Consider the following 23,808-nt stretch of genomic DNA (forward strand, 5'->3'; position numbering starts at 1 on the left):
AACCGGGCATTGATCTGCCGGATTTGTCTTGCAAAAGGAGGGCGCGCGCAATGATGGAGACGATCCTGAGTGAGGTGAACGGCACTTTTGCCGCTGTGCCGCCCCTGATCGCGGGGATCCGCCTGGCGGCGGCGCTGCTTCTAGGTGGGCTCATCGGGATCGAACGCGAGTGGCGGCACAAGCCTGCGGGTCTGCGCACGCATATGCTGGTCTCGATGGCAGCCTGCCTTTTCATCATCGTGAGCCAGCAATTGGCCAGCATGCCCTTTGGTGCGGCCGATGCGCTGCGCGTTGATCCCTTGCGCCTGATCGAGGCGGTGACCGCCGGTGTCGCGTTTCTGGCCGCGGGCATCATCTTTACCTCGGGTGGCAAAGTACGCAACACGACGACCGGTGCCTCGATGTGGCTCGCGGGCGCGATCGGCCTTGCCTGTGGGTCTGGACAGATGCCCCTCGCTGCGATGGCGACGGGCATCGTTGTCACCGTGCTGGGCCTGATCGGCATGCTGGAGCGCGGCATCGGGCACAAGGAAGAGTGATCATTTCGTGTCCAGTCCGGTGAGGGCTGCCGCGAATTCCTCGGGGTCGAAGGGGGACAGATCGTCGATCTGCTCGCCTACGCCAATGGCATGGATCGGCAGGCCGAACTTGTCAGCGAGCGCCACCAGCACACCGCCGCGCGCCGTGCCGTCGAGCTTGGTCATCACGAGGCCCGACACGTCCGCGAGCTTCTGAAACGTCTCGACCTGGCTGAGGGCGTTTTGCCCCGTGGTCGCATCCAGCACCAGCAGGGTGTTGTGCGGGGCGGTTTCATCCTTCTTGCGGATGACGCGGACGATCTTGGCCAGCTCTTCCATCAGATCGGCGCGGTTTTGCAGGCGCCCTGCCGTGTCGATCATCAGAAGATCGGCGCCGTCGCGCTCGGCCTGCTCCATCGCGTCCCAGGCCAGCGACGCGGGATCGCTGCCCTCGGGCGCGGTCATCACCGGCACGCCCGCGCGGTCGCCCCAGATCTGCAGCTGCTCGACGGCGGCGGCGCGGAAGGTATCGCCCGCGGCGATCACCACCGTCTTGCCCGCTGCCTTGAACTGGCTGGCCAGCTTGCCGATGGTTGTCGTCTTGCCCGAGCCGTTGACGCCCACGACCAGCACAACCTGCGGCTTTTTCGGATAAAGCGGCATCGGGGTGGCCACCGGCCCCATGATCCGGGCGATCTCTTGTGCCAGAAGCTCCTTGATCTCGCGGGCCGAGAGGCGCTTGCCCATGCGGCCTTCGGCCATGTTGGCGGTGACGCGCAGCGCGGTGTCAACGCCCATATCGGCGGTGATCAGCAGCTCTTCGAGTTGCTCCAGCATGTCGTCATCCAGAACGCGGCGGGGGGCGCGGTCGGGCTCGCGGCCGAAAAGACGCCCCAGGAGACCGGGCTTTTCGGCTTCGGCGCTGGGCGGCGTGTCCTCGACGGGGATCTCGATGGGCGTCGGGGTGGGCGCCGGGCGCTCGGGCTCTGCCGGGATTTCCTGCGGCGGGGGAGCGGGCGTTTCGCTGACCGGGGTCGGCACCTCCTCGGGGCGAGGCGTGGGCTGTGGGGCAGGCTCGGGCCGAGGCGGCTCGGGTGCGGGGGGCGGCGTGTCTGCCTCGCCGCCATCCTTGACGATGGCGTCCAGCCCTTCGTCCAGTTTGGACGACGAGTTGAAAAGCTTGTCCTTGAGCTTCTTGAAAAAGGCCATGATGCCTCCGCCTGAGTGCCGGTCCCACCCATCTAATCGCCTTGGCGCAAAGATGGAAGGGACGCGGGACGCGCGAGCGCGATATGGTTTTCCAATGGCGAAAGCGAAGTGTTAACGTCTGGCAACTAACACTTGGCAAACCCCTCCGGAAGGCAGCGGAATGATCTTCTTTGCTTGCGCAACGCTGGCGCCTATGGTGATGATCCTCGCCGGGACCGTATGGGGCGGTGCGTGGCCCTATGCGACACTGGCCTATATGACGGCCCTCTCCTTCGTCGTGGACCGCCTCATCGCCTCTGCGCCGGACAGTCCCGGGGAGGGGGCCGAGTTTCCCGGCGCGCCCCGGCTGCTGGCGCTGCTGGGTGTGCTGCATTTCATCGTCCTCGGCGCCGCGGTCTGGGCCGTGGCGGGGCAGGCGGGACTCAGCTGGCCCGCGCGCATCAGCCTCGGGATCTCGGCGGGGCTGGTCTTTGGCCAGATCGGGCATCCCGCCGCGCATGAGCTGATCCACAAGCGGCCGCGTGCGCTGCGCCTTCTGGGGCGGCTGGTCTATAGCAGCCTGCTTGTCGGGCATCACGCCAGCGCGCATCTGCTGGTGCATCATGTTCATGTGGCCAGCGACAGCGATCCGAACAGCGCGCGGCGTGGCGAGGGGTTCTATCGCTTTGCCTTGCGCGCAGGTCTCGGCGGGCTGAGGGCGGGCTGGCGGGCCGAGGCCGAGATGCTGCGGCGTGCCGCGCGGCCGCTGTGGCGGCATCCCTATGGTCTCTATGTTGCGGTCGGCATTGGCTGTCTTGGAATCGCCGCCGCGCTGGGCGGTATCGGGGGCGTGATCGCCTATGTCGCCATGTGCCTTTACGCGCAGATGCAGATCCTGATGTCGGATTACGTGCAGCATTACGGCCTGCGGCGCGAGCGCCGTCCGAATGGCACGCTCGAGCCTGTGGGACCGGGCCATTCGTGGAATGCGCCGCATCGGTTCTCGTCCGCGCTGACGCTGAACGCGCCGCGCCATTCGCATCATCATGTGGCGCCGGGCACCGAGTTCCCCGCGCTTTGCCTCACCCGGCAGGACATGCCGATGCTGCCCTATCCGCTACCCGCGATGGCGGCACTATCCCTGACGCCGACGCTGTGGCGCAGGGTCATGGACCGGCGCCTCGACCGGTGGGAGCAGCGACTTGACCAGACGGGCGACATCCCGCGTCCTGCAGCCTGAAACCTGTGGCCGCGCGCAGCGGGCCGTGGCATAGTCGCGACATGCGTATTCTTGCCTTGATCCTTACCCTTGTCGCCGCGCCGTCACTGGCCGCGGACCTGATGACAGCCGATGAATTCGACACCTATACCAAGGGCAAGACCTTCACTTATGGCTTTCAGGGCGCACCGTATGGCATTGAGCAATATCTGGACAATCGCCGCGTGCGCTGGTCGTTCGCCGAGGGCACTTGCCAAGAGGGCGAATGGTACGAAGAAGATGGCCTGATCTGCTTTGTCTATGAGACTGAGCCCGAGCCGCAGTGCTGGAGCTTTCGCAAGGGCAACGGGGGTCTTGTCGCGAAGTTCGAGAATGACCCGAGCGCGCTGGAGCTATACGAGGTCGGGCGCAGTCCGACTCCCCTGATCTGCCCAGGCCCGGATGTGGGCGTCTGACGGCGCGCACCGTCAGATCCGCAGGAACGGCTGGGCGGCGCGTGCGATCCAGCTTTGGAACTTGAGCGGCGCGTCCGTAGCGGCAAGGCAGATGCAATCGTCGCCGATATCCGCGATCGGCGTGTGCTGCATGTCCTCGGTGGCGATCTCGATATCTCCTCGCGCGAAGCGGTCGCTTTCGTCCATAAAGGCGCCTTGCAGGACCAACGTCAGCTCGGTCCCGCGATGGCCGTGATCCGGCACGGCGGCCCCGGCGCGAATGTGCAAAAGCCGCGCGGTGGCGCCGCCGCTGGTGGGCAGGATCGCCTGGCGCACGCCCATGCCGACGGGGCGCCACTTCACCGCGTCCAGATCGCCGCCGACATAATCCTGCAGCGGCGCGGGCAGGATGCCGGGCGCGCGTCTGGGCGCAGCAGGGGAGGCGCGCATCCCCTTGGCCGCTGCCAGCGCCGCCGCCATGCTGCCATCTGCCATCTGCGGTGCCTCGCTCTGTTCCAGCAATACTCCGCCCACGCTGTCGAACGCACCCAACCGCGCCCGGCACTCGTCGCAGAGCGATACATGCGCCGCAACTGTCAGGCTGAACGCTTCCGGCAGGCTGCCCGAGGAATAGGCCATCAAGAGGGCGTCGGTCAGGTGATGTGCGATATTGTCGGTCATTGTCATCTTCATTTCATCGTGTGACGCAGTCGGTCCAGCGCCAGCCGGATCCGTGATTTGATCGTGCCGAGCGGCAAGCCTGTCTTTTCGGCGATTTCCGTGTGGGTGAGGTCGCCGAAATACGCGGCCTCGATCAGTGTCTTCTGTTTTGGCGGCAGGCCGGCGATGGCCTGCGAGAGCTGCGCGCTTTCCTGCTCCAGCGCGAGAATATCGGACTGGTCCGGCGCCTCTTCGGGGCCCCAGTTGATGTCCTCGGGCTCGGGCCTGCGGTCCTTGCGCAATGCGTCGATGCGGCGATTGCGCGCAATGGTAAAGATCCAGGTCGCGGCACTGGCACGCGAAGGATCGAAGAGATGCGCCTTTTGCCAAAGCGTCGCCATGACGTCCTGCGCGCACTCCTCAGCCACGGTCGCGCTGGCGCCGGATTTCATCAAAAATCCTTTCACGCGTGGCGCGAAATGGTCGAACAGCTCTGCAAAAGCTCTCTCGTCGGCATCATCGCGGATGCGCGCGATGAGGTCGGTCCAGCGGCTGTTTTCGATGTTCCGGTTGGTTTCAAGCCGGTCTGGGGGCAATGCGCGAAGTCCTGACGTCTGTTTTTTCAGCGCGCGCGGCTGTGCTGCAATCGCAGCAGCCGTGCCACGGAAGGATGCCAAGCTATCGCAGGAGGTGTCAATCGCACAAAACATATGCCTATTACGGATCTCGCGCCGCCTCGGATCACCTCCGCCAAACAAAAATGTGCAAAATGGGCGCGAGCCAAAACAATATGCATCCGATCCTTCGCTCGAAGCGTAATGGTCTGTATGTTGATTATTAAAACGGACACCTGCCCATATGCCATTTGAGTTGCAGCCCGCCCCGAGGCGCAAGATCGCGATTATCGGAGCCGGCATTTCCGGTATGGGCGCGGCCCACCGTCTGAGCGCCGATCATGATGTCACCCTTTATGAGGCCGAGCCGCGGCTGGGCGGTCATGCGCGCACCATCATGGCGGGAAAACGGGGGGATCAGCCCGTGGATACCGGGTTTATCGTATTCAATTACGCCAATTATCCGCATCTGGCCGATCTCTTTGCCGAACTGGACGTGCCGGTGGTCAAAAGTAACATGAGCTTCGGCGCGTCGATCGACGGGGGCCGGATCGAGTACGGGACCGAGCGGCTTGGCGCGACCTTTGCTCAGTGGCGCAATGCGGCGCATCCGGCGTTCCTGCGGATGTTGCGGGATATCTTTCACTTCAATGCCAATGCGCTGGGCGCGGCGCGCGGCAGTGACATGAGTATCGGCGATCTGCTGCTGCATCTGCGCACTGGCAGCTGGTTCCGCGAATATTACCTGTCGCCGCTGTCTGGCGCGATCTGGTCGACGCCGAAGGACAAGATCCTGGATTTTCCCGCCGAAGCGATGATGCGCTTTTTCGAGAATCACGCGCTACTGAACTATGAAGGTCAGCACCAGTGGTACACGGTTGAGGGCGGGTCGATGCAATACGTCACCCGGCTGGAGTCCTATCTGCGCCGCGTTGGTGCCACCTTGCGCCCCGGCTGCCCGGTTCAGGCCGTGCGGCGCACGCCGACGGGCGTTCAGATCAAGGCGATGGGCGATTGGGAGCATTTCGACGAGGTCGTCATGGCCACGCATTCCGACGATTCCCTGCGCCTTTTGGACGATCCCAGCGCCGAGGAGCGGCGCAATCTGGGGGCCATCGCGTATCAGCCGAATGACATCGTGCTGCATTCGGATGCAACCATGATGCCGCGCCGACGCGCCGTCTGGTCCTCGTGGAACTATACCGAGGACCGGGCCAAGACCGACAGCCGCATAGACCTGACCTACTGGATGAACAAGCTGCAGCCGATCCCGATGGATGATCCTCATTTCGTGACGCTGAACACGACGCGGCATATCCGCGAAGAGCTGATCCACGACCGTGTGACGCTGCGCCATCCGGTCTATGACCATGCCGCGCTGGCCGCGCAGGGGCGCATCGCCGCGATGAACGGCGCGCAGAATACGTGGTACTGCGGCGCATGGATGAAGAACGGCTTTCACGAGGACGGGCTGGGCAGCGCCGTCGAGGTGGCCGAAGCGATTGCCACCCGCGGAGCGATGGCGGCGGCATGAGCCGGGTCGATCATATCGCGGGCCACACCTGGCATGGTCGCAAAGGAGCGGTGCGCAACGCGTTTCGCTATTCCGTCGACTATGTGTTGCTGGATGCCGAAGCCGAGGTCGATGCCCCCCGTCTTTTCGGGCGCAACCGCGGCGGGCTGGCGAGCCTGCATGACGTCGATCATGGCGGACCGCCGCATCAGGGCATCGGCGCGCCATGGGTGCGGCAGGTACTGGACAGCTACCAGTTGCCGCAGCCCGCGACGGTCGAGCTTCTGGCGCAGCCGCGCATGCTGGGCCATGTTTTCAATCCGGTGTCCTTCTGGCTTTGCCGCGATGAGGGCGGCGGTTTGCGGCAGGTGATCGCCGAGGTCAGCAACACATTCGGCGACCGGCACAGCTATCTGTGCCACAAACCCGACGGCTCGATAATTGCGCGGGATGACCGGCTGAGATCGGACAAGATTTTCCACGTCTCGCCTTTTCAGAAGGTCGATGGCGGGTATGAATTCCGGTTCGATCTGCGCGGTGACCGGATCGGCATCTGGATCGATTTGACAGGCGGTGATGGTGGTCTTGTCGCCACGCTGACCGGGCCGCGCCGGGCGCTGACCAATCGGGGGCTCATCACCGCGATGGTGCGGAGGCCCTTCGGCTCGCGCCGGGTGCTGGCGCTGATCCATTGGCAGGCGCTCAAGCTGTGGTGGAAGGGCGCGAAATTCCGCTCACGCCCCGAGCCGCCCGAGAGTGAGGTCTCGCGGTGAACACAGCCGCGCCCCGCCTGCCTGCCTTCTCGCTCTTCGCGGCATTTCTGGCAGCGGCGGGTCTGCCGATCTACATCCACGCGCCGAAATTCTACGTCGATGAATATGGCGTGTCACTGAGCCTGCTGGGCAGCGTCCTTTTCGCGCTGCGCCTGATCGACGTGGTGCAGGACCCGCTGCTGGGCCGGCTGGCGGCGCGCACCCAAGGCTGGCGCGCGGCAAGCGCCTCTGTCGCGGGTGCGGCGATGGCATTGGCGATGATCGGCCTTTTCGCTGTGAAGCCGCCCATTGCGCCGGTCTGGTGGTTCGCGCTGACGCTGACGATCGTCTTTTCCGGTTTCAGCTATCTCACAATCTGTTTCTACGCCCAGGGCGTATCCAGCGCAGCGGCCCTGCTACAATCGGGGCATTTGAGATTGGCTCGCTGGCGCGAGACGGGCGCGCTTTTAGGCATTTGTGCGGCCTCGGTCGCGCCGATGCTGATCGGCGGATATAGCGGATTTGCGGTGGCTTTTGCGCTGCTGGCGGCGGCGGCATTGGCCGCGATGTGGGGGGAGTGGGGCCGCGCATCCATCCCGTCCGAAGGCTTTGGCCCGATCCTGCGCGATGCCATCTCGCGCCGCCTTTTGCTGATTGCGCTGGTCAATGCGGCGCCGGTCGCTGTCAGTTCGACCCTTTTTCTGTTTTTCGTCGAAAGCCGCCTTGGCGCGCCGGGATGGGAGGGGCCCTTGTTGCTGGTCTTCTTCCTGTCGGCCGCCTTGGCCGCACCGTTCTGGAGCCGCGCAGCCGAGCGGTGGGGACCCAAGCGTACACTCCTGTCCGCGATGGTGCTGGCCATCGCCGCCTTCGGCCGGGCCGCGTTGCTGGGCACGGGAGATGTCTGGGCCTTTGCGGTGGTCTGCGTGGTGTCGGGCGCGGCGGTGGGGGCCGATCTGACGCTGCTGCCCGCGATCTTTGCCCGGCGCATGGCCGAGATCGCGCCGGGAGCGAGCGAGGGGTTCGGCCTCTGGTCCTTCGTGTCGAAACTGACGCTGGCGGTGGCTGCCGTTGCCCTGCTGCCCGCGCTCGAGGCGGGAGGCTTCGAGGCAGGCCTGCAGAATGACGAGGCGGCGCTGGTTCTGCTGACGCTGCTGTATTGCGCGGTGCCCTGCGGGCTGAAACTGGTGGCGATCGCCCTCTTGGCGACGACGCCCGTGCCGCAAGAGGAGGCCGCATGAGCGCGCTTGGCTGGATGCTGACAGGGGCGCTGACCTGCGGCTTTCTGCTGTGGCTGCGGTACCGTTTGGGCAGCTTTGCCGCGCAGGCGCCGCGCGATTACGCGGACACGCTGCCCGTGCTGGACCTGCGGCAACATCTGTCGGGACGGATTGCCTGTCATGGCGTGATCTTCGGCCCGCTGGGGCGGTTGGCCTCGCGCTTTGACGCGGAATTCGTCGGCGCATGGGAGGGCAAGGCCGGCACGCTGCGCGAGCATTTCGTCTATGACAGCGGCACCACGCAGGACCGCGAATGGCGCCTGTCACTCGGGCCGGATGGTGCCTTGACGGCGCAGGCCGATGATCTGGTTGGCACAGGGCACGGCCAGCTCAGCGGCGCGTCCCTGATGCTGCGTTACCGCATCCGCCTGCCGGTTGAGGCCGGGGGCCATGTGCTGAGCGTGACGGACTGGATGTACCTCGCCCCCGGCGGAACCATCGTCAATCGCAGCCAGTTTCGTAAATACGGTATCAAGGTGGCCGAGCTGGTCGCCACGATGAAAAGGATGGACGCCGAATGACCGACTGGACCGGAAAACGCTATTGGATGATCGGGGCCAGCGAAGGCCTGGGCGAGGCGCTGGCGCACAAGCTCAGCCGTGCAGGCGCCGAGCTGATCCTGTCATCTCGTAGCGAGGGCAAGCTGAAGAAGGTGGCAGAGGCACTGCCGGGCCGCGCCCATGTGGTGACCGTGGACGTCTCGGACCTCAAAAGCGTGCGGGCCGCCGCCGAGCAGGTGGGCGAGATTGACGGAATGGTCTACACCGCAGGCGTCTACTGGCCCTTTGCAGCGCAGGATTGGGATGCCGAGCAGGCCGAGGCGATGGGCGACATCAATTTTGTCGGCGCGCTGCGGGCCTGCGGGGTGGTCGTGCCCAAGATGGTCGCCAAGGACGCCGGCCATATCGTGCTGACCGGATCGCTTTCTGGATTTCGCGGGCTGCCAGGGGCGATTGGCTACGCGGCGTCCAAGGCGGGCGTGATGGCGCTGGGCGAAAGCATGCAATGCGATCTCTACAAGACCGGCGTGCGCGTGCAGATCGCCAATCCGGGCTTCATCAAGACGCGGCTGACCGACAAGAACGACTTCAACATGCCCTTCCTGATGAGCCCCGAAGAGGCGGCGCAGGAGATGTTCGAGATGATGAATGATGACGGCGCAACTGTGCGCCACTTCCCGCGTCTCTTCAGCTATCTGTTCCGGCTCAGCCGTATCTGGCCCGATTGGCTCTACAATCGCGTCTTCGCCAAATAGGCGTTCTTGCCCAGTGGTTGGAGTATTGGGTATTTTCCCCAAGAAAAAGCACCCTGCTGCCTTTCTTAGTATCATTGTCAGGTGCAAACATCTGGACAATCTGGGCGAGGCTTCGCAGGATCGCGCTAGGATGACAAGGAAGCCTGCTGCAGCATGAGGACGCCGCCATGACCAAGATCACAAACAGCCTGACACGCCGCAAGGCGCTGACAACACTGGCGGGCGGTGCGGCGGCGCTGCCTCTTTGGGCGCGCTACACTCATGCCCAGACGGCCGAGCCGATCAAGATCGGATTTCAGATCCACCGCACCGGCGTAGGCGCCGCCTATGGCCGTTGGTACGAGCGGACGGGCATCGCCGCGGCCAAGTTCATCAACGACAATGGCGGCATCAATGGCCGCATGGTCGAGCTGGTGCCCGAGGATGACGGGACCGACCCCAAGCGCGGCGCCGAACTGATCGAAAAATTCGCCAACCAGCATAAATGCGATATCGCCTATGGTCCGCTCTTCAGCCATGTTGTCATCGGCTCGGCCCCGCGCGCGGGCGAGTTGAAACTGCCGTATTTCGTGGTCTCTGAGGGGCACCACGTCGCCAGTGGCATGCTGAACCGCTACACGATCCAGCCGGGCATTACGGATGTGAAGAGCCAGGTTCTGTCGGTAGCACCTTTTGTTGCCGAGAATTTGGGCAAGAAGGTCACGATGATCTATCCCGACTACGCCTTCGGGCACGATCATCGCGACTTCTTCAGCCAGGCGATTGAGAGGCAGGGCGGTGAAATTCTGGCGCAGATCGCCATACCTCCGACCGAGACGTCCTTTACCCGCCATTTCCCCAAGATCCCGCGTGAGACCGAGGTGGTCTATCACGTCATGGTTGGCCCCTCGGTCCTGACTTTCGTCAAGGAAATGGGCGAGTTTTTCGGCGGCGCGGGGCCTGAGCTTTTTGGTTTTGTCGACAGTCTGGAGGCGATCGATATCGGCAGTCCGGGTCTCGATTTTCTGGAAGGGTCGCATTTCTGGGAAGGCATGTGCCGCTATGCGCAGCCGGACCAGACCGAAGCGCAGGCCTTCTACCGTGCGGCGGTCGGCGTCAATGACGAGGGCGCGGCGATTGACGATCCGCGCGACGTGTCGGCCTACGGGCATATGTTTGGTTGCTGGACCACGCTGAGTGCGATCAAGGCCGGCATGGAGGTGTCGGGCTACCGGGGGCCGCAGGATCGTACCGCGCTGATAGAGGCGGTCGAGGCGATGACCGACATTCCGCATAGCCGCGAATGGCCGCAAGGGCCGATGCGCTTCAACGGGCGCACGCACCAGGTGTTCAGCGAGCAGCATGTCAGCCGCGTCGAGAACGGGCGGCTGGTGCGGGTGCACACTGCAGGCATCGATGCCGGGCTCTATCCCGATGAGGTGGACTACACGCAGCGGCCATTCTAGGAAGGGGGCGCTGCCGCCCGCTTGCGGCGCGTCTTCGGCAGGTAGCACATGGGCGCCGGACGTCCGACAGAGAGGGTCACCATGCAGTTGAGCGACTACAAGGCGCTGACATTCGACGTCTATGGCACGCTGATCGACTGGGAGAGTGGCATGATGGCGGGGCTGGCGCCGCTGACCGATCAGCTGACCCTCAGCCGGGATGCGATCCTCGAGGCGCATGCCTTTCACGAAAGCACGTGCCAGCGCTTGACCCCGGCCAAGAACTACCGCGACGTGCTGGCCACCGTCTACAAGCGGCTGGCCGAGGAATGGGGGCTGAGTGCATCCTGGGAGGAATGCTGCGTCTATGGTCGCTCGGTCGAGCATTGGCCCGCCTTTCCCGACAGTGCCGAGGCGCTGGACTATCTCAAGGATCACTTCAAGCTGATCGTGCTGTCGAATGTCGACAATGCCAGTTTCGCGCATAGCGACGCCAAGCTTGGACATCCCTTTACCGCCACATATGTTGCCGAGGATGTGGGCAGCTACAAACCCGATTCGCGCAATTTTGACTATATGATCGAACAGATGGCACGCCTCGGCCTTACCAAAGGTGATATCCTCCATACTGCCGAGAGCATGTTTCATGATCACGGCCCCGCCAACCGGCACGGCCTTGCCAATTGCTGGATCTACAGGCGGCATGACAAGGACGGGTTCGGCGCCACGATGAATCCGGGCGACATGCCCAGCTATGACATGATGTTCCATTCGATGGCTGATCTGGTAGAGGCGCACCGCGCCGAGCTGGCGGGCTGACCCGAGGTGGAGCTGGGCCCCTACCTGATCCTGGCCACGCTGGAGGGGCTTGTCATTGCGTCGGTGCTGGCGCTTACGGCGGTGGGGCTATCCTTGGTGTTCGGTGTTATGCGGGTGGTCAATATCGCGCATGGCGAATTCTTCATGCTGGGCGCGGTCCTGGCATGGTTTATTGCCGAGATGGTCGGCGGGCCGCCGGCGCTGGGCTTTGCTGTGGCCCTTGTCGGTGCGCCGCTGATCGTGGGCGCCATCGCCGTGGCCGCCGACATGACCATTCTCAAGCGGGTCGAGTATGACCCCGAGCGCACGATCGTCGCAACGATCGGCCTGCTCTACATCATCCAGCAACTGACCCTTATGGGCTACGGCCCCGAGGCGCGGCCCGTGGAGGCACCGTTCAACACGCGGCTGGCGATCCCGTGGGTCGAGATCAAGGACGGCGCGCTGGCGCTCTACTGGCCCTGGGGGCTGGCGACGACCAGCTACAAGCTGGCGGTGATCGGCGCGGGCGCGGCGGTTCTGCTGGGCGTCTGGGCGATGATGGCGCACACGCGTATCGGGCTGGTGATGCGCGCAGTGCAGGCGGATCGCGACATGGCGACCGCCTTTGGCATTCCTGTCGAGCGGGTCTATGCGATGGTCTTTGGCATCGGCGCGGCGCTGGCGGCCCTGGCCGCCGTGCTGGTCGTGCCGATCAGCCAGGCGCATTACTTGATGGGGGCTGACCCACTCCTTCTGGCCTTTACTGTAGTCATCATCGGCGGCCTTGGCAGTCTGCCGGGCACGGTGGTCGCGGCCGTCCTGATCGGGCTGAGCGACGGCATCATCTCGGTCTTCTTCTCGCCCACGCTGGCCAAGATCATCGCGACGCTTTTGGTGGCGCTGGTGCTGGTATTCCGGCCCCAGGGCCTTTTCGGCACGCGCAGCGCATGAGCGCAGGCGCACGGATCACCCTGCTGCATGGCGGGCTCTTGGCGCTGCTGCTGCTGGGGCATTTCGTGCTTCCGGCCTATCATCACGGCAACCTCGCGCGGATCATGGTGCTGGCCAGCTACGCGATCGGGTACAATATCGTCTTTGGCTATACCGGCCTTCTCAGCCTTGGGCATGCGCTGCTTTTTGGGGCGGGCATGTATGGCATGGGGCTGAGTGTCCAACATCTGGGGCTGGGCGCAGCGCCGGCCTTGCTGCTGGGCGTTGCCGTCGGTGCACTGGTTGCCGCAGCGCTGGGCGCGTTGGCACTGCGCACGGCAGGAGTCGCCTTCATGATCGTGACGCTGATGTTCGCACAAGCCGGATACCTCGCAGTGCTTTACTTTACGCAGTGGACGCGTGGCGACGAGGGCTTTGTCTTGGCGCGCGGTGCCCGGATGCTCTGGGGGGTCGATCTCAGCGACGCGGGAAGCCGTTATCTGGCGGCGTTGGCGCTCTTTTCCATTGTCTTGGCGATCTGCCTTGCGCTGGTGCGCGGGCCCTTTGGACGGACCTTGGTTGCCATCCGCGAGAATGAGGCGCGCACGCGGATGCTGGGCTATGACACGTTCCGAATCAAGTTGATCGCCTTCACGGTTTCGGGCGCCATTTCAGGCGCGGCAGGCGCGGCCTATGGGCTGCTATTCGGCTATGTGGGGGCCAGTTTCGCGGGGGTCGAATATTCCATTCTGCCGCTTCTCTGGGTGCTCCTCGGTGGCGCCGGGACGGTGCTGGGTCCGTTCATCGGCACGCTCTTCATGTTCTACCTGATCGACCTCAGCTCGGGCGTGACCACGGCCTATATGCTGATCGCAGGCGTGACGTTGGTGCTGCTGACGCTTTTCGCGCCGCAGGGCATGATGGGCGAGTTCCGCCGCCGGCTCTGGAGGTGGCTGCCATGAGCCTCTTGTCCATCAAGGGTCTGACCAAAACATATGACGGCGTGCGCGCGGTCGATGATGTCAGCCTCGACATTGCTCCCGGCGAGGTACGTGCGTTGATCGGGCCGAATGGCGCGGGCAAGACGACACTGGTCGGCATGATCTGCGGGCGTATTGCACCCAGTGCGGGGCGCGTCATGTTTGATGGACAGGACATCACCGCGATGCCCGCGCATCGACGCACGCGGCTGGGCATGGCCTATACGTTTCAGCTCACATCCATCTATGCGCGCCTGCCCGTGGCCGAGAACATTGCGCTGGCCGCGCGTCCGCATATGGAGCCGGGCAAGGTTCCCGGCGCCGTCGCGGCCACATTGGCGCAGGTGCGCCTGGCGCAGTATCGCGATGCCCTGGCGGGCGATCTGAGCTATGGCCATCAACGATTGGTCGAGATCGCAATGGGGTTGGTCGGCGCGCCGCGCCTTTTGATCCTTGACGAGCCGACGCAGGGTCTGTCCGAGCCCGAGATCGCCGCGTTCAAGGAGCTGGTGCGCAAACTGGCCGGGGCGACCACGATCCTGCTGATCGAGCATAACATGGACGTTGTCATGGCACTGGCGGACCGGGTGAGCGTGCTGTCGGCCGGGGCGCTGCTGTTCGAGGGGACACCGGACGAGGTGCGCGGCGATCTGGCCGTGCAGGCCGCCTATCTGGGAGGGCCGTGATGCTGGCGCTGGAGCGGATCAGTGCGGGATATGGCGGGGCACAGGTGCTGCGCGAGCTGTCGCTGGACGTGGCGGCCGGCGAGATCCTGTGCCTGATGGGCCGCAATGGCGCGGGCAAGACGACGGCGATGCGCGCCATCATGGGGCTGATTCCTTTGATGGGCGGGCGCGTGATGCTGGGCGGCGCTGAGGTCAGCTCTCTGCCCGCGCATCATGTGCCGCGTGCGGGGATCGGTTATGTGCCGCAGGGACGGCGGCTCTTTGCCGGGCTGACGGTGGCGCAGAACCTTGAAATCGGGATGCATGCACGGCAAAGCCCGCCAGAGGTTCTGGAGGAGGTGCTGGAGCTTTTCCCGCGTCTGCGCGAGCGGTATCGCCAGCCCGCGCAGACCCTGTCGGGTGGCGAGCAGCAGATGCTGGCTACCGCCCGCGCGCTTTGTTTGCGGCCTAAGGCGCTCTTGCTGGATGAGCCGACGGAGGGGCTTCAACCCTCGATGGTGGGTGCGATCCAGGAGGTGGTAGTGCGCATGCGGGCCGAGGGCGTGGCCGTCCTGTTGGTCGAGCAGCGCATGGAGGCTGTGCTGGAGGTCGCGGACCGCGTGGCCTTCATCGAGAACGGGCGTGGCGGCGCTATCCTTTCGGCAACGGAATTGCGCGCCGACAGATCAATGGCGGCGCGCTATCTGGGCGTCTAGACCCAGTACCAACTGCGGGTTTTTGGGTATTTTTCCCAAGAAAAAACCTGAAGGGGCGCCCTATTCGGACAGGCCCTCGGGCTTGCCGACGACGACGAAGCTCAGTTTTTCGGGATCGAGCAATTCGCGGGCAACGCGGTTGATCTGGTCCAGCGTGACCGCCTTCACCTGATCGTTGCGCGTCTTGATATAATCGGTTGGCAGGTCCTCGGTCTGCATGTCGACGGCGATGTTGGCAATGGGCGCGTTGCCGTCAAAGCGCAGCGGGTAGGCGCCGGTCATATAGGTCTTGGCGTCATCCAGCTCTTTCTCGGTAACGCCGGTATCGCGCATCTTGGCCCATTCGTCGCGAATTACCTCGATGGCCGTCGCCACGCGATCATTGGCCGAGGCGACCTGCCCCATCCAGAGCTGCGCGCCGTCGCGGTCCACGAGGTAGGAATAGACGCCATAGGTCAGCCCGCGTTTTTCGCGCACCTCGTTCATAAGGCGGCTTTCAAAGCCGCCCCCGCCGAGGATCTGGTTGAGCAGATATGCAGCAAAGAAATCGGGATCATCTCGGTCGATGCCGGGCTGCGCGAAGGTCACCACGGATTGGGGCGTGTCGTATTCGACCACCTTGATGCCGCCGGGCAGGGCGACGTCGGCGGGGCCGGGTAGCGGGATATCCGACGATTGCGGCAACCCCTCTGTCAGGGTTTCGACCAGCTGGGTCAGCTCCTCTGCGGTGATGTCACCGACGGCGGCGACATAGAGACGGTCGCGCACCAGAGCGGCACGGTGGGCGGCGACGATATCGCCCCGCGTGAGGCCGGCGATGCTTCCGAGCGTGCCATCCTTGGACGTGGCATAGGGGTGATCACCGAAGGTCTGCGCATCGAACGTGCGGCCCGCGATGGAGCGCGGATCTTTCACGTCGCCTTCGATATTCGCGCGGACCTGACCGCGCACGCGGTCGATGGATTTCTGGTTGAAGGCAGGCTCGACAAGGCTCTGGCGCAGGAGCTCGACCGCAGCCTCGCGGTTTTCGCTGAGGAACCGCGCCGAGACGCTGATCGCGTCATCACCGGTCCCGTAGGAAAACGAGGCGGCAAGCGCCTCGGCCTGGCGGGCAAATTCGCGGCTGTCCATGTCGCCCGCGCCCTCCTCCAGAAGGCCGGTCATCAGGTTGGTCGCGCCGCGCTTGCCGGGCTGATCCAGCGAGGCGCCGCCGCGAAACCGCATTTCCAGCGCGACGAAGGGGATGGTGTGATCCTCGACCAGCCACAGATCTACGCCGCCAGGCGTGCCCAGATCCTGCACTTCGATTTCGGCATGGGCCGGAAGGGTGGCGGCGGGCAGGGCAAAGGCAAGCGCCGTCAGGCAAGGCAGGACAAAGCGGACGATTGTGCTGCGGATCATTGAGTGGCCTCCGTCGTGGCAGTGTCGGGTGCAGTGTCGGTAATGGCGGGGGTGACGTCAGCGACGCCCGATGCGCCTATCGCCGCAGTATTGGCCTCGGGAGCGCTGAGGTGGCCGGTGACGGAATTGCGGGGTTGAAGGACGTCACGGGCGGCCTGCATCACATCCTCGGTGGTGACATTCTGCAGCACGTTCGGCCAGTCCTGCACATCCTCGATGGTCAGGCCCGAGGCCAGCGCCCCGCCATAGCGATTGGCCAGCCCGTTGACGTCGTCACGCGCATAGATTTGCGCGGCGCGCATCTGCATCTTGATGCGCTCCAGCTGATCGGCATCCACACCGTTCTTCATGAAGCCTTGCAGCACGTCGTCCATGGCCGCCTCCGCCTCGGGCAGGGTGACACCGGGCACAGGCACGACAAGAAGGGTAAAGGTGGTCTCGTCCAGCGAGACGCCGTCATACCAAGCCGCCGATTGCACTGCGATCTGCGCGTCGAATTGCAGTTTCTCGGCCATAAGCGACGTTGTGCCGCCGCCGAGAATTTCTGCCAGCACGGTCAGCGCGGCGGCCTTGTCCTGATCGCCGCTGTCGCGTTCGGGGGCAAGGTAGGTGCGGGTGATGTAGGGCTGTGGAACGCGCGGGTCCTCCATCGTCAGGCGGCGTGCGGCCATCTGGCGCGGCTCCTCGGGACGCATCCGCTCGGGGAGGTCGGGGTTGGCGGGGATGGCGCCGTAATGCTCCTTCGCCATGGCCAGCACGTCCTCGGGAGCGACATCGCCTGCGACCACGACGATGGCGTCATTGGGAGCGTAATAGGTGGTGTAGAAATCCACCGCGTCCTGCAGCGTCAGCTGAGGCTGTTCGTGCTGCCAGCCGATGATGGGCGTGCCGTAGCGGTGGTTCAGATATTGCGCCGCTCTCATCTGCTCGCGAAAGAGCGATCCGGGGTTGTTCTCGACCCGCATGTTCCGCTCTTCGATGATGACATTGCGCTCGGTCGCGACATTCTCTTCGTCCAGCTTGAGGTTGACCATGCGGTCCGCTTCCATTTGCATCATCAGCTCCAGCCGGTCGGCCGCGACGCGCTGGTAATAGGCGGTGAAATCGTAGCTGGTGAAGGCGTTGTCATTGCCGCCCTGCTGCGCGACCGTGGCCGAAAACTCGCCCGGTGCCAGCGTATCGGTGCCCTTGAACAGAAGATGCTCAAGGAAATGCGCAACGCCCGAGCTGCCCGGCGGCTCGTCCGCGGATCCGGCGCGATACCAGACCATATGCGTGACGACGGGCGCGCGATGGTCCTCGATCACGACCAGTTGCAAGCCATTGTCCAGCGTGTAGCTGGTCACATCATCGGTGCCGGACGCGGCGATATCCTCCGCAAAGACGGCAACGGGCAACAGGGTCATCAGGGCTATCATCAAAGCGCGCATATGCGGTCTCCGGTTATGGCTGTGTGCCGGGCGGTGTCGGCTGCTATTGGCAAATAGATACGCTGCGCGGCCTCTTGCGCAACCCGCGATGCCATATCCGTGATCGGGCGCGGGGTCCTAAAAGAAACGCCCCGTGCCTGGGGCCGGGGCGCTGATGCGTGGCGTGGGCCTGACTTACTGGGCTGGTGGTGCGGACGGTGTGACGATGCCACGCTGCATCAGCCGCTGCTGTTCGGCCTGGCTGTCCAGCCACTGTTTCTTATAGGCTGCGGTATAGTCGTCATTGGCGCCGAGATTGAAGATGTTGACCCTGCCATGACGGCGGCGCACCTGGGCATCCTCGATCGCCAGTTCCCGGCGCACGTCCGGCAAGACGCCAAAGCGGTTGGCATGGTTCACCAGCCCGCCATCGCTACCCGAGATCTGGCCGCCCGGGACCGTGGCAGCAGGATTGCCGCCAAGCGCCGCAACACCAGCCGCGCGCGGGTTGGGGTCGACGAGGTTGGCCGCGCCCGGCGTGGGCGGGGGCAGGTTGTTATAGCTTTCGGGCGTTTGCAGCGGAGCCGTCGGCAAAACGGCAAACTCGTCCGGGCCGTTGCCGTCATTCTTTATGCGCGTCAGGGCGCCGTCGCTGCGCCCGCAGGCAGCGATGGCGAGGGTCATCAGGGTAAGTGCCAGGATGCTGCGGCGCATGGGATCGGCCCTTCTTTCGCAAAGTGTTGCGCGATGTTTAACGCAATCGCGCGGGGAGGTCACGCAGGCTTTTTGCCGGGGCTCAGAATGATCATCCCGAAGGCGCCGATGAAAATGGCGATATCTGCCACGTTGAAGGCGTATGGATTGTCAAAGCCGCAGCAGGACATGTTGAGAAAGTCCGCGACCGCCCCGTAGAGCAGCCGGTCGATCACGTTGCCGAGCGCGCCGCCGATCAGGAAGCCCGCGGCAATTTTCTGCCATTTTCCGCCCGGCTCGTGGCGGATCCACCACAGGACAGCGCCCGAAACGACGAGCGCGACGGCGATCAGGATCCAGCGTGTATAAGGTGCGTCGCCGGCCAGAAGGCCGAAATTGATGCCGTAATTCCATGCCATGCGCAGGTTGAGAAAGGGTGGCCAGACGTCGATAGCGCCCAGCGTGCGCAAGTTCATCCAATGGACCACGAGGTATTTCGTGGCTTGATCCAGCAGAAAGATCCAAAAGGCCGACCAGAATACTGTCTTCATGTCATGCGCCCTTTCGAGGCCGAAGCGGCATCAGTGCCGGAAATGGCGCATTCCAGTCAGCACCATGGCAAGGCCCGCCTCGTCGGCGGCGGCGATCACCTCGTCGTCGCGCATTGACCCGCCGGGGTGGATTACGGCGGTCGCGCCTGCCTCTGCGGCCGTCAGAAGGCCATCGGCGAAGGGGAAGAACGCATCTGATGCGACAACGCTGCCCTTCGTCAACGGCTCGGAAAGGGCCAGCGCCTCGGCCATGTCCTGGGCTTTTCGCGCGGCGATGCGGCAGCTGTCCACGCGGCTCATCTGGCCCGCGCCGACGCCGACGGTGGCGCCGTCCTTGACGTAGACGATGGCGTTCGACTTGACGTGCTTGGCGACCTTCCAGGCAAAGAGCATGTCGGCCAATTCGGCCTCGGTCGGCTGGCGTTTGGTCACGACCTTCAAATCATCCGCGGTGATATGGCCGTTATCCTTGTCCTGCATCAGATACCCGCCCGCGACCTGCCGGATCGTCTGCGCGGCCTCTGCTGGATCGGCCATGCCCTCCGTGATCAGCAGGCGCAGGTTCTTCTTGGCCTCGAAGATGCGGCGCGCATCCGCGTCCGCGCCGGGGGCGATCACGACCTCGGTAAAGATTTGTGCGATTTCCTCGGCGGTCGCACCATCCAGCGGCTGATTGAGGGCAATGATCCCGCCGAAGGCCGATGTCCGATCGCAATCGAAGGCGCGGGTGTAGGCCTCTTTCAGCGTTGCCGCGCGGGCGACGCCGCAGGGGTTGGCGTGCTTGATGATCGCGCAGGCGGGGCCATCGGCAGCGGCGAATTCGCTGGCCAGCTCGAAAGCGGCGTCGGTGTCGTTGATGTTGTTGTAGCTCAGCTCCTTGCCCTGCAGCTGCTTGGCTGTCGCGACCCCCGGCCGCGCGCTGCCGTCGAGATAGAAGCTGGCCGCCTGGTGCGGGTTCTCGCCATAGCGCAGCACCTGCGCCAGCGATCCGGCGACGGTGCGGCGGCGGGGGGCATTGTCATTCTGCTGCGCGGCCATCCATGTGCTGACAGCGCTGTCATAGGCGGCAGTGCGCGCATAGGCGGTCATCGCCAGCTTTTGACGGAAGGCGAGCGTCGTGCCGCCGTCATTGGCCTTCATCTGCTCCAGCAATGGCGCGTAGTCCTCGGTATCGACCACGACATTGACGAACCCATGGTTCTTGGCTGCGGCGCGAATCATCGCGGGGCCGCCGATGTCGATATTCTCGATGCAGGTGTCATAGTCAGCGCCGGCGGCGACGGTGGACTCGAACGGGTAGAGGTTGACCACCAGAAGGTCGATCGCACCGATGCCGTGCTCGTCCATCGCCTTTACGTGATCGTCATTGTCGCGCAGCGCCAGAAGGCCGCCATGTACGGCGGGATGCAGCGTTTTCACGCGCCCGTCCATCATTTCTGGGAAGCCGGTGACATCGGCCACATCGCGCACCTCCAGCCCCGCATCGCGCAATGCCTTGGCGCTGCCGCCAGTGCTGAGCAATTCGACCCCACGCTCGGACAGGGCGCGCCCCAGATCGATCAACCCGGTCTTGTCCGAGACGGACAGAAGGGCGCGGCGGATGGGAGCGATATCGGTCATGGTGCGATCCTGCGTTATGGCGTGTCAGTCATTCCGGTCGCCGTCCAGCTCCGGATAGGGCGCGTCCTGCGCCAGATCGCGAATGCTGATCGGAGTGTCCTGAGCCTTGGCGAGCGACCATCTGATGCGGCCCGCATACTCCAGCGTGCGCCCGGATAAAACTATCTGTTTGGCCGCACGCGGCTTGATTCGCGATTTTTCCAGATAAACTGATGGCTCCAGAGTAATTTTCGCCCGCGCGTCCGTGCGAAAGACCCAGATCTCGCCGCTGCGCAGGGCCAATGAGACCGCCACGCCACCCATATCGACATTGGCATCCACCTCGGGGTGAAGGTGGAAATGGATCTGGTAGGGTATGCCCTGCATGCGCGTGCGGTCCATCGCGGCATCGAACTGCCGCCTGTCCTCGGGGCTTATGGCCAGCAGCATATCCTCGCCCGCGACGCCGCGCCCGTCGAAGGTCATCTCGATCGTGCGCGCATGGGTCAGGCCATAGCGGCGGACATAGCCGTCATGCCCGCCCTCGAATCGCACGCCATCCGAGGCGCGGCTCATCTGGACAGGAACGTGGCGGGGGGCTTGGCTCAGCCACTCGGCCTCCGCGCCGGGGGCGGCCAGCCGCGCGCTGGAGGCACCATCGACGACAAGGGTGCTGTGCGAGGGCGTGGCGCGGCCTGCCCGCCGCCAATCGGCGCCGAAACTGGCGCCCGAGCCACAATTCACAATGACCGGACGGCGGCCCGAGGTCAGCTCGAACGCCATGGTCGAGGCATGGGCGCCAGTCGAGGCCGCACCCGTGGGCGGCGGCGCCGCGTCGATGATGACAGACGTGCGCCCGGCGCTCAGACGTGCGTATCCCATCGCCAGCCCGCCCTCGCGCCGCGTCTTGACGCCGCTGGCGGCCAGCGCGGTGTCCAGCCGCCCCTCAAGCCCACGCCCGCCGCCGTGGAACCGCGCAAGGCCCCCATCGACATGGCGCAGCGTGCGCAGGGTGGGCGCGATGCGCGCCGTGGCCGCCGTCAGCGAGGGCGCGTCGATCTCGGCCTCGGCCAGCGCCTCGGCGGCCCATGTCAGCAGGGTAAAGACGTCCAGCAATTCCTCGGGGTTGCGGGTGACCAGATGACCCTCGGCGCTGATATGCGCATCACATTCGCGTCCCAGGGCCCGAGCGGCGGTGGCGGTATAGCGGTCCATCCCCTCCAGCGCGATCCCGGCGTAAATGAGGCCGGTCAGTGCCTCGAAACGCGGCAGACCGGGCGAGGCCCCGTGCCAGCGTTTGCCCAGAAACAGAGTTTGTTGACCCAGCGAGCGATAGAAAGCGTCCGAGGCCGCGCGGTCCTGCCCGGCCAGCAGGAAAAGCGCGTGGTTGATCCAGCGGATCACGCGCCGCCCGGTCAGATCTGGTGTCCAGCCGGGTCCGCGCCCCGCGCCATAGCGGGCGATCCAGCCTTGGGTCCAGTCCTGCGCGGCCTTGCGCGCCGCCGCGTCGCCGGCTGCCGCCAAGTCGTCCAGCCAGCCGAAGCCGTGCATTTCCGCTTCGAAGGCCGCATCGGGGGCGGTGATGTCCCAGATGGATACATCCGGCTTCTGCACCAGATGCCCCGCGAACATGAAGTTCCCCGCCGAGAGCTGACGCCCCCTTGCAAAGCTGCCAATCGTGCGCGGTTCGGGCGATGAGACAAAGGCCGTGGCGGGCCGCGCCCATGCCGCACGCCGCGCGGCAATGCGGTTCTGCAGCCTCGTCCATTTCGCGCGGAATGTGCCCGCAGGTGCCATATGTCTCGATGCTCGCCTCGGTTCCGGGCGCTCTTCACCGGCGCCTTTTCGCGCGCAGCTTATCGCGGGGCGGTGCCCAAGTCACCGAAGGATTGCGAAAATCGCGTCAGCGGCGCAGCAGGGCGATGTAGAACCCGTCCATGCCGCCGATCTCGGCCCAGTAATCCGGGCGCAGGCGCAGTCCGCCTTCTTCGGTCAGCCAGGCGGGGTCGATGCCCGGCAGGTCCAGCGCGGCCGCGTCCACGGTCAGGCCCGGATGGCGGGACAGCGCGTCCTCGACCTGGCATTCGCCCTCATCTGGCAGCAGTGAGCAGGTGCAGTAGACCAGTCGCCCGCCCGGTTTCAGCAGGCTCAGCGCGTGGTCCAACATGGCTGATTGCAGCGCGATCAGATCGCCGATTTCGGAACCGTCTCGCGCATGGGGCAGGTCCGGATGCCGCCGGATCGTGCCGGTGGCCGAGCAGGGCGCATCCAGAAGGATCGCGTCATATTGCCCCTCATGGGTCAGCGCGTCGCCGGTGACGAGGGTGGCATTCAGGCTGGTGCGGCCAAGGTTCTCGCGCACCCGCGCCATGCGCGCGTCCGAGATATCGAGCGCGGTGACATCGGCGCCCGTGACCGCCAGTTGCAGGGTCTTGCCGCCGGGTGCCGCGCACATGTCCAGCACCGTCTCGCCCGTGGTCGCGCCCAGCACACACGCCGGGATTGCTGCGGCGGCGTCTTGAACCCACCAATCGCCCGCCTCATAGCCGGGCAGGGCACTGACCTGGCCTGCGTTCTCAACCCGCACCGATCCGGTGGGCAGTAGCGTGCCGCCCGTTGCCTCGGCCAGCGCGGCGGCATCGCCCCTGGGCGTCAGGTCAAGCGGGGCGCCGGCAAAATGCGCGGCCTCGAAGCCAGAGACGGCCTTGGCGCCATACGCCTCGGACAAGGGACTGCGCAGCCATTTGGGCAGGTGCGGCACGCGCAGGATCGCCCATTCGGCAGGCCCGTCAGCGGCGACCTTGCGCAGAACGGCATTGACCAGCCCCTTCAGCTTGGCAAAGCGCTTGTTGCCGGCGGTCATCTGGACGCATTCATTGACGATGCCATGCGCATCACCGCCCTGGCACAGCTCGACCGTGCCGAGGCGCAGGATGTTGCGCACTGTCAGGGGCGGCGGCTTGCGCAGGTGTTTGGCAAGGATGCGGTCCGCGCGCTCGAGGCTGCGCAGGGTCTGCGTGGCAAGGCGCTGGGCGCGGGCGCGATCGGGCGCCTCCAGCCGGTCCAGCGCACCGGTGGCCAGCAGGTCCGCCATCTGGCGATGCTCGCCCAAAATCTGGTCCAGCAGGTGGGCGGCGGCGGCGCGCGGCGACGCGGGCTTGGACGAGGCAGTCATGGCAAATCCTTGCTGAATGGCGAGGGCGGCGTAT

Annotated in this window: 24 protein-coding genes; 14 read left to right on the forward strand and 10 right to left on the reverse strand. The window is 64.9% G+C overall.

Features of this window, described 5'->3' with window-relative positions; translation table 11 throughout:
- The first annotated feature begins 50 nt into the window (after positions 1 to 50).
- Positions 51 to 539, forward strand: a complete 489-nt coding sequence (locus ACEWPM_RS07705) for an MgtC/SapB family protein (protein WP_393961079.1) — start codon at positions 51 to 53, stop codon at positions 537 to 539.
- On the opposite strand, the gene ftsY is transcribed toward ACEWPM_RS07705, so the two are convergent.
- Complete coding sequence (gene ftsY / locus ACEWPM_RS07710; protein ID WP_393961080.1) at positions 540 to 1,727, reverse strand: signal recognition particle-docking protein FtsY; 1,188 nt, start codon at positions 1,725 to 1,727, stop codon at positions 540 to 542.
- 160 nt (positions 1,728 to 1,887) lie between these two features.
- On the opposite strand from ftsY, the gene ACEWPM_RS07715 reads away from it, so the two are divergent.
- A complete protein-coding gene (locus ACEWPM_RS07715; RefSeq protein WP_393961081.1) occupies positions 1,888 to 2,946 on the forward strand; it encodes an alkane 1-monooxygenase in 1,059 nt (352 codons plus the stop codon).
- 41 nt (positions 2,947 to 2,987) lie between these two features.
- Positions 2,988 to 3,380: a hypothetical protein gene (locus ACEWPM_RS07720; protein ID WP_393961082.1), complete on the forward strand. Its 393-nt coding sequence runs from the start codon at positions 2,988 to 2,990 to the stop codon at positions 3,378 to 3,380.
- A 12-nt stretch (positions 3,381 to 3,392) separates the two neighbouring features.
- Here the strand turns inward: ACEWPM_RS07720 and ACEWPM_RS07725 are convergent, their stop codons facing one another.
- Positions 3,393 to 4,040, reverse strand: a complete 648-nt coding sequence (locus ACEWPM_RS07725) for a ChrR family anti-sigma-E factor (RefSeq protein WP_393961083.1) — start codon at positions 4,038 to 4,040, stop codon at positions 3,393 to 3,395.
- An 8-nt stretch (positions 4,041 to 4,048) separates the two neighbouring features.
- Positions 4,049 to 4,582 carry a sigma-70 family RNA polymerase sigma factor gene (locus tag ACEWPM_RS07730; protein ID WP_393961447.1) on the reverse strand — a complete coding sequence of 178 codons (534 nt, stop codon included), beginning with the start codon at positions 4,580 to 4,582 and terminating at the stop codon, positions 4,049 to 4,051.
- 295 nt (positions 4,583 to 4,877) lie between these two features.
- Here ACEWPM_RS07730 and ACEWPM_RS07735 point away from each other — a divergent pair, with 295 nt between their 5' ends.
- The 11 genes from ACEWPM_RS07735 (at position 4,878) to ACEWPM_RS07785 (ending at position 14,946) form a co-directional block, all read left to right on the forward strand.
- Complete coding sequence (locus ACEWPM_RS07735; RefSeq protein WP_393961084.1) at positions 4,878 to 6,167, forward strand: NAD(P)/FAD-dependent oxidoreductase; 1,290 nt, start codon at positions 4,878 to 4,880, stop codon at positions 6,165 to 6,167.
- On the forward strand, positions 6,164 to 6,919 hold the full coding sequence (locus ACEWPM_RS07740; RefSeq protein ID WP_393961085.1) for a DUF1365 domain-containing protein: 756 nt from the start codon (positions 6,164 to 6,166) through the stop codon (positions 6,917 to 6,919). The genes ACEWPM_RS07735 and ACEWPM_RS07740 overlap by 4 nt, the downstream gene beginning before the upstream one ends.
- Positions 6,916 to 8,136 carry an MFS transporter gene (locus tag ACEWPM_RS07745; RefSeq protein WP_393961087.1) on the forward strand — a complete coding sequence of 407 codons (1,221 nt, stop codon included), beginning with the start codon at positions 6,916 to 6,918 and terminating at the stop codon, positions 8,134 to 8,136. Before ACEWPM_RS07740 ends, ACEWPM_RS07745 begins: the two co-directional genes overlap by 4 nt.
- Positions 8,133 to 8,696 (forward strand): DUF3833 family protein, encoded by a 564-nt coding sequence (locus ACEWPM_RS07750; protein WP_393961088.1) that lies wholly within the window; start codon positions 8,133 to 8,135, stop codon positions 8,694 to 8,696. The genes ACEWPM_RS07745 and ACEWPM_RS07750 overlap by 4 nt, the downstream gene beginning before the upstream one ends.
- Entirely contained in the window at positions 8,693 to 9,430 is a 738-nt protein-coding gene (locus ACEWPM_RS07755) for an SDR family NAD(P)-dependent oxidoreductase (protein ID WP_393961089.1), read from the forward strand. The genes ACEWPM_RS07750 and ACEWPM_RS07755 overlap by 4 nt, the downstream gene beginning before the upstream one ends.
- A gap of 167 nt (positions 9,431 to 9,597) precedes the next feature.
- A complete protein-coding gene (locus ACEWPM_RS07760; protein ID WP_393961091.1) occupies positions 9,598 to 10,875 on the forward strand; it encodes an ABC transporter substrate-binding protein in 1,278 nt (425 codons plus the stop codon).
- An 81-nt stretch (positions 10,876 to 10,956) separates the two neighbouring features.
- Complete coding sequence (locus ACEWPM_RS07765) at positions 10,957 to 11,673, forward strand: haloacid dehalogenase type II (protein ID WP_393961092.1); 717 nt, start codon at positions 10,957 to 10,959, stop codon at positions 11,671 to 11,673.
- 6 nt (positions 11,674 to 11,679) lie between these two features.
- Positions 11,680 to 12,606, forward strand: a complete 927-nt coding sequence (locus ACEWPM_RS07770; RefSeq protein ID WP_393961093.1) for a branched-chain amino acid ABC transporter permease — start codon at positions 11,680 to 11,682, stop codon at positions 12,604 to 12,606.
- The gene (locus ACEWPM_RS07775; protein ID WP_393961094.1) at positions 12,603 to 13,547 is read left to right on the forward strand and encodes a branched-chain amino acid ABC transporter permease; all 945 of its coding nucleotides are present in this window, start codon (positions 12,603 to 12,605) and stop codon (positions 13,545 to 13,547) included. Before ACEWPM_RS07770 ends, ACEWPM_RS07775 begins: the two co-directional genes overlap by 4 nt.
- Positions 13,544 to 14,251: an ABC transporter ATP-binding protein gene (locus tag ACEWPM_RS07780; protein WP_393961095.1), complete on the forward strand. Its 708-nt coding sequence runs from the start codon at positions 13,544 to 13,546 to the stop codon at positions 14,249 to 14,251. The genes ACEWPM_RS07775 and ACEWPM_RS07780 overlap by 4 nt, the downstream gene beginning before the upstream one ends.
- Positions 14,251 to 14,946, forward strand: a complete 696-nt coding sequence (locus ACEWPM_RS07785; RefSeq protein ID WP_393961096.1) for an ABC transporter ATP-binding protein — start codon at positions 14,251 to 14,253, stop codon at positions 14,944 to 14,946. The genes ACEWPM_RS07780 and ACEWPM_RS07785 overlap by 1 nt, the downstream gene beginning before the upstream one ends.
- 60 nt (positions 14,947 to 15,006) lie before the next feature.
- Here ACEWPM_RS07785 and ACEWPM_RS07790 read toward each other — a convergent pair whose 3' ends face one another.
- From ACEWPM_RS07790 to ACEWPM_RS07820, 7 genes are all read right to left on the reverse strand, one after another.
- Entirely contained in the window at positions 15,007 to 16,347 is a 1,341-nt protein-coding gene (locus tag ACEWPM_RS07790; RefSeq protein WP_393961097.1) for a M16 family metallopeptidase, read from the reverse strand.
- Positions 16,344 to 17,753: a M16 family metallopeptidase gene (locus ACEWPM_RS07795; RefSeq protein ID WP_393961098.1), complete on the reverse strand. Its 1,410-nt coding sequence runs from the start codon at positions 17,751 to 17,753 to the stop codon at positions 16,344 to 16,346. Before ACEWPM_RS07795 ends, ACEWPM_RS07790 begins: the two co-directional genes overlap by 4 nt.
- A gap of 198 nt (positions 17,754 to 17,951) precedes the next feature.
- A complete protein-coding gene (locus ACEWPM_RS07800; protein ID WP_393961099.1) occupies positions 17,952 to 18,470 on the reverse strand; it encodes a DUF3035 domain-containing protein in 519 nt (172 codons plus the stop codon).
- Between the two features lie 59 nt (positions 18,471 to 18,529).
- The gene (gene lspA, locus ACEWPM_RS07805) at positions 18,530 to 19,000 is read right to left on the reverse strand and encodes a signal peptidase II (RefSeq protein ID WP_393961100.1); all 471 of its coding nucleotides are present in this window, start codon (positions 18,998 to 19,000) and stop codon (positions 18,530 to 18,532) included.
- Positions 19,001 to 19,030: 30 nt separating this feature from the next.
- Positions 19,031 to 20,620 (reverse strand): bifunctional phosphoribosylaminoimidazolecarboxamide formyltransferase/IMP cyclohydrolase, encoded by a 1,590-nt coding sequence (gene purH / locus ACEWPM_RS07810; RefSeq protein WP_393961101.1) that lies wholly within the window; start codon positions 20,618 to 20,620, stop codon positions 19,031 to 19,033.
- Positions 20,621 to 20,644: 24 nt separating this feature from the next.
- Positions 20,645 to 22,396: a heparinase II/III family protein gene (locus tag ACEWPM_RS07815; protein ID WP_393961102.1), complete on the reverse strand. Its 1,752-nt coding sequence runs from the start codon at positions 22,394 to 22,396 to the stop codon at positions 20,645 to 20,647.
- A gap of 106 nt (positions 22,397 to 22,502) precedes the next feature.
- Positions 22,503 to 23,774, reverse strand: coding sequence for an RsmB/NOP family class I SAM-dependent RNA methyltransferase (locus ACEWPM_RS07820; RefSeq protein ID WP_393961103.1), 1,272 nt, complete (start codon positions 23,772 to 23,774; stop codon positions 22,503 to 22,505).
- Positions 23,775 to 23,808 lie beyond the last annotated feature (34 nt).

Source organism: Roseovarius maritimus (genome assembly GCF_043355895.2).
Taxonomy (GTDB): domain Bacteria; phylum Pseudomonadota; class Alphaproteobacteria; order Rhodobacterales; family Rhodobacteraceae; genus Roseovarius; species Roseovarius maritimus.

What these genes read in the sequence shown, in the direction of transcription:
- purH (WP_393961101.1), bottom strand. Translation starts at nt 20,620, where the DNA reads ATGACCGATATCGCTCCCATCCGCCGCGCCCTTCTGTCCGTCTCGGAC.
- ACEWPM_RS07780 (WP_393961095.1), top strand. Translation starts at nt 13,544, where the DNA reads ATGAGCCTCTTGTCCATCAAGGGTCTGACCAAAACATATGACGGCGTG.
- ACEWPM_RS07820 (WP_393961103.1), bottom strand. Translation starts at nt 23,774, where the DNA reads ATGACTGCCTCGTCCAAGCCCGCGTCGCCGCGCGCCGCCGCCGCCCAC.
- ACEWPM_RS07765 (WP_393961092.1), top strand. Translation starts at nt 10,957, where the DNA reads ATGCAGTTGAGCGACTACAAGGCGCTGACATTCGACGTCTATGGCACG.
- ACEWPM_RS07735 (WP_393961084.1), top strand. Translation starts at nt 4,878, where the DNA reads ATGCCATTTGAGTTGCAGCCCGCCCCGAGGCGCAAGATCGCGATTATC.
- ACEWPM_RS07785 (WP_393961096.1), top strand. Translation starts at nt 14,251, where the DNA reads ATGCTGGCGCTGGAGCGGATCAGTGCGGGATATGGCGGGGCACAGGTG.
- ACEWPM_RS07725 (WP_393961083.1), bottom strand. Translation starts at nt 4,040, where the DNA reads ATGACCGACAATATCGCACATCACCTGACCGACGCCCTCTTGATGGCC.
- ACEWPM_RS07800 (WP_393961099.1), bottom strand. Translation starts at nt 18,470, where the DNA reads ATGCGCCGCAGCATCCTGGCACTTACCCTGATGACCCTCGCCATCGCT.
- ACEWPM_RS07760 (WP_393961091.1), top strand. Translation starts at nt 9,598, where the DNA reads ATGACCAAGATCACAAACAGCCTGACACGCCGCAAGGCGCTGACAACA.
- ACEWPM_RS07740 (WP_393961085.1), top strand. Translation starts at nt 6,164, where the DNA reads ATGAGCCGGGTCGATCATATCGCGGGCCACACCTGGCATGGTCGCAAA.
- ftsY (WP_393961080.1), bottom strand. Translation starts at nt 1,727, where the DNA reads ATGGCCTTTTTCAAGAAGCTCAAGGACAAGCTTTTCAACTCGTCGTCC.
- ACEWPM_RS07815 (WP_393961102.1), bottom strand. Translation starts at nt 22,396, where the DNA reads ATGGCACCTGCGGGCACATTCCGCGCGAAATGGACGAGGCTGCAGAAC.
- ACEWPM_RS07750 (WP_393961088.1), top strand. Translation starts at nt 8,133, where the DNA reads ATGAGCGCGCTTGGCTGGATGCTGACAGGGGCGCTGACCTGCGGCTTT.
- ACEWPM_RS07705 (WP_393961079.1), top strand. Translation starts at nt 51, where the DNA reads ATGATGGAGACGATCCTGAGTGAGGTGAACGGCACTTTTGCCGCTGTG.
- ACEWPM_RS07720 (WP_393961082.1), top strand. Translation starts at nt 2,988, where the DNA reads ATGCGTATTCTTGCCTTGATCCTTACCCTTGTCGCCGCGCCGTCACTG.
- ACEWPM_RS07715 (WP_393961081.1), top strand. Translation starts at nt 1,888, where the DNA reads ATGATCTTCTTTGCTTGCGCAACGCTGGCGCCTATGGTGATGATCCTC.
- ACEWPM_RS07795 (WP_393961098.1), bottom strand. Translation starts at nt 17,753, where the DNA reads ATGACCCTGTTGCCCGTTGCCGTCTTTGCGGAGGATATCGCCGCGTCC.
- lspA (WP_393961100.1), bottom strand. Translation starts at nt 19,000, where the DNA reads ATGAAGACAGTATTCTGGTCGGCCTTTTGGATCTTTCTGCTGGATCAA.
- ACEWPM_RS07790 (WP_393961097.1), bottom strand. Translation starts at nt 16,347, where the DNA reads ATGATCCGCAGCACAATCGTCCGCTTTGTCCTGCCTTGCCTGACGGCG.
- ACEWPM_RS07755 (WP_393961089.1), top strand. Translation starts at nt 8,693, where the DNA reads ATGACCGACTGGACCGGAAAACGCTATTGGATGATCGGGGCCAGCGAA.
- ACEWPM_RS07775 (WP_393961094.1), top strand. Translation starts at nt 12,603, where the DNA reads ATGAGCGCAGGCGCACGGATCACCCTGCTGCATGGCGGGCTCTTGGCG.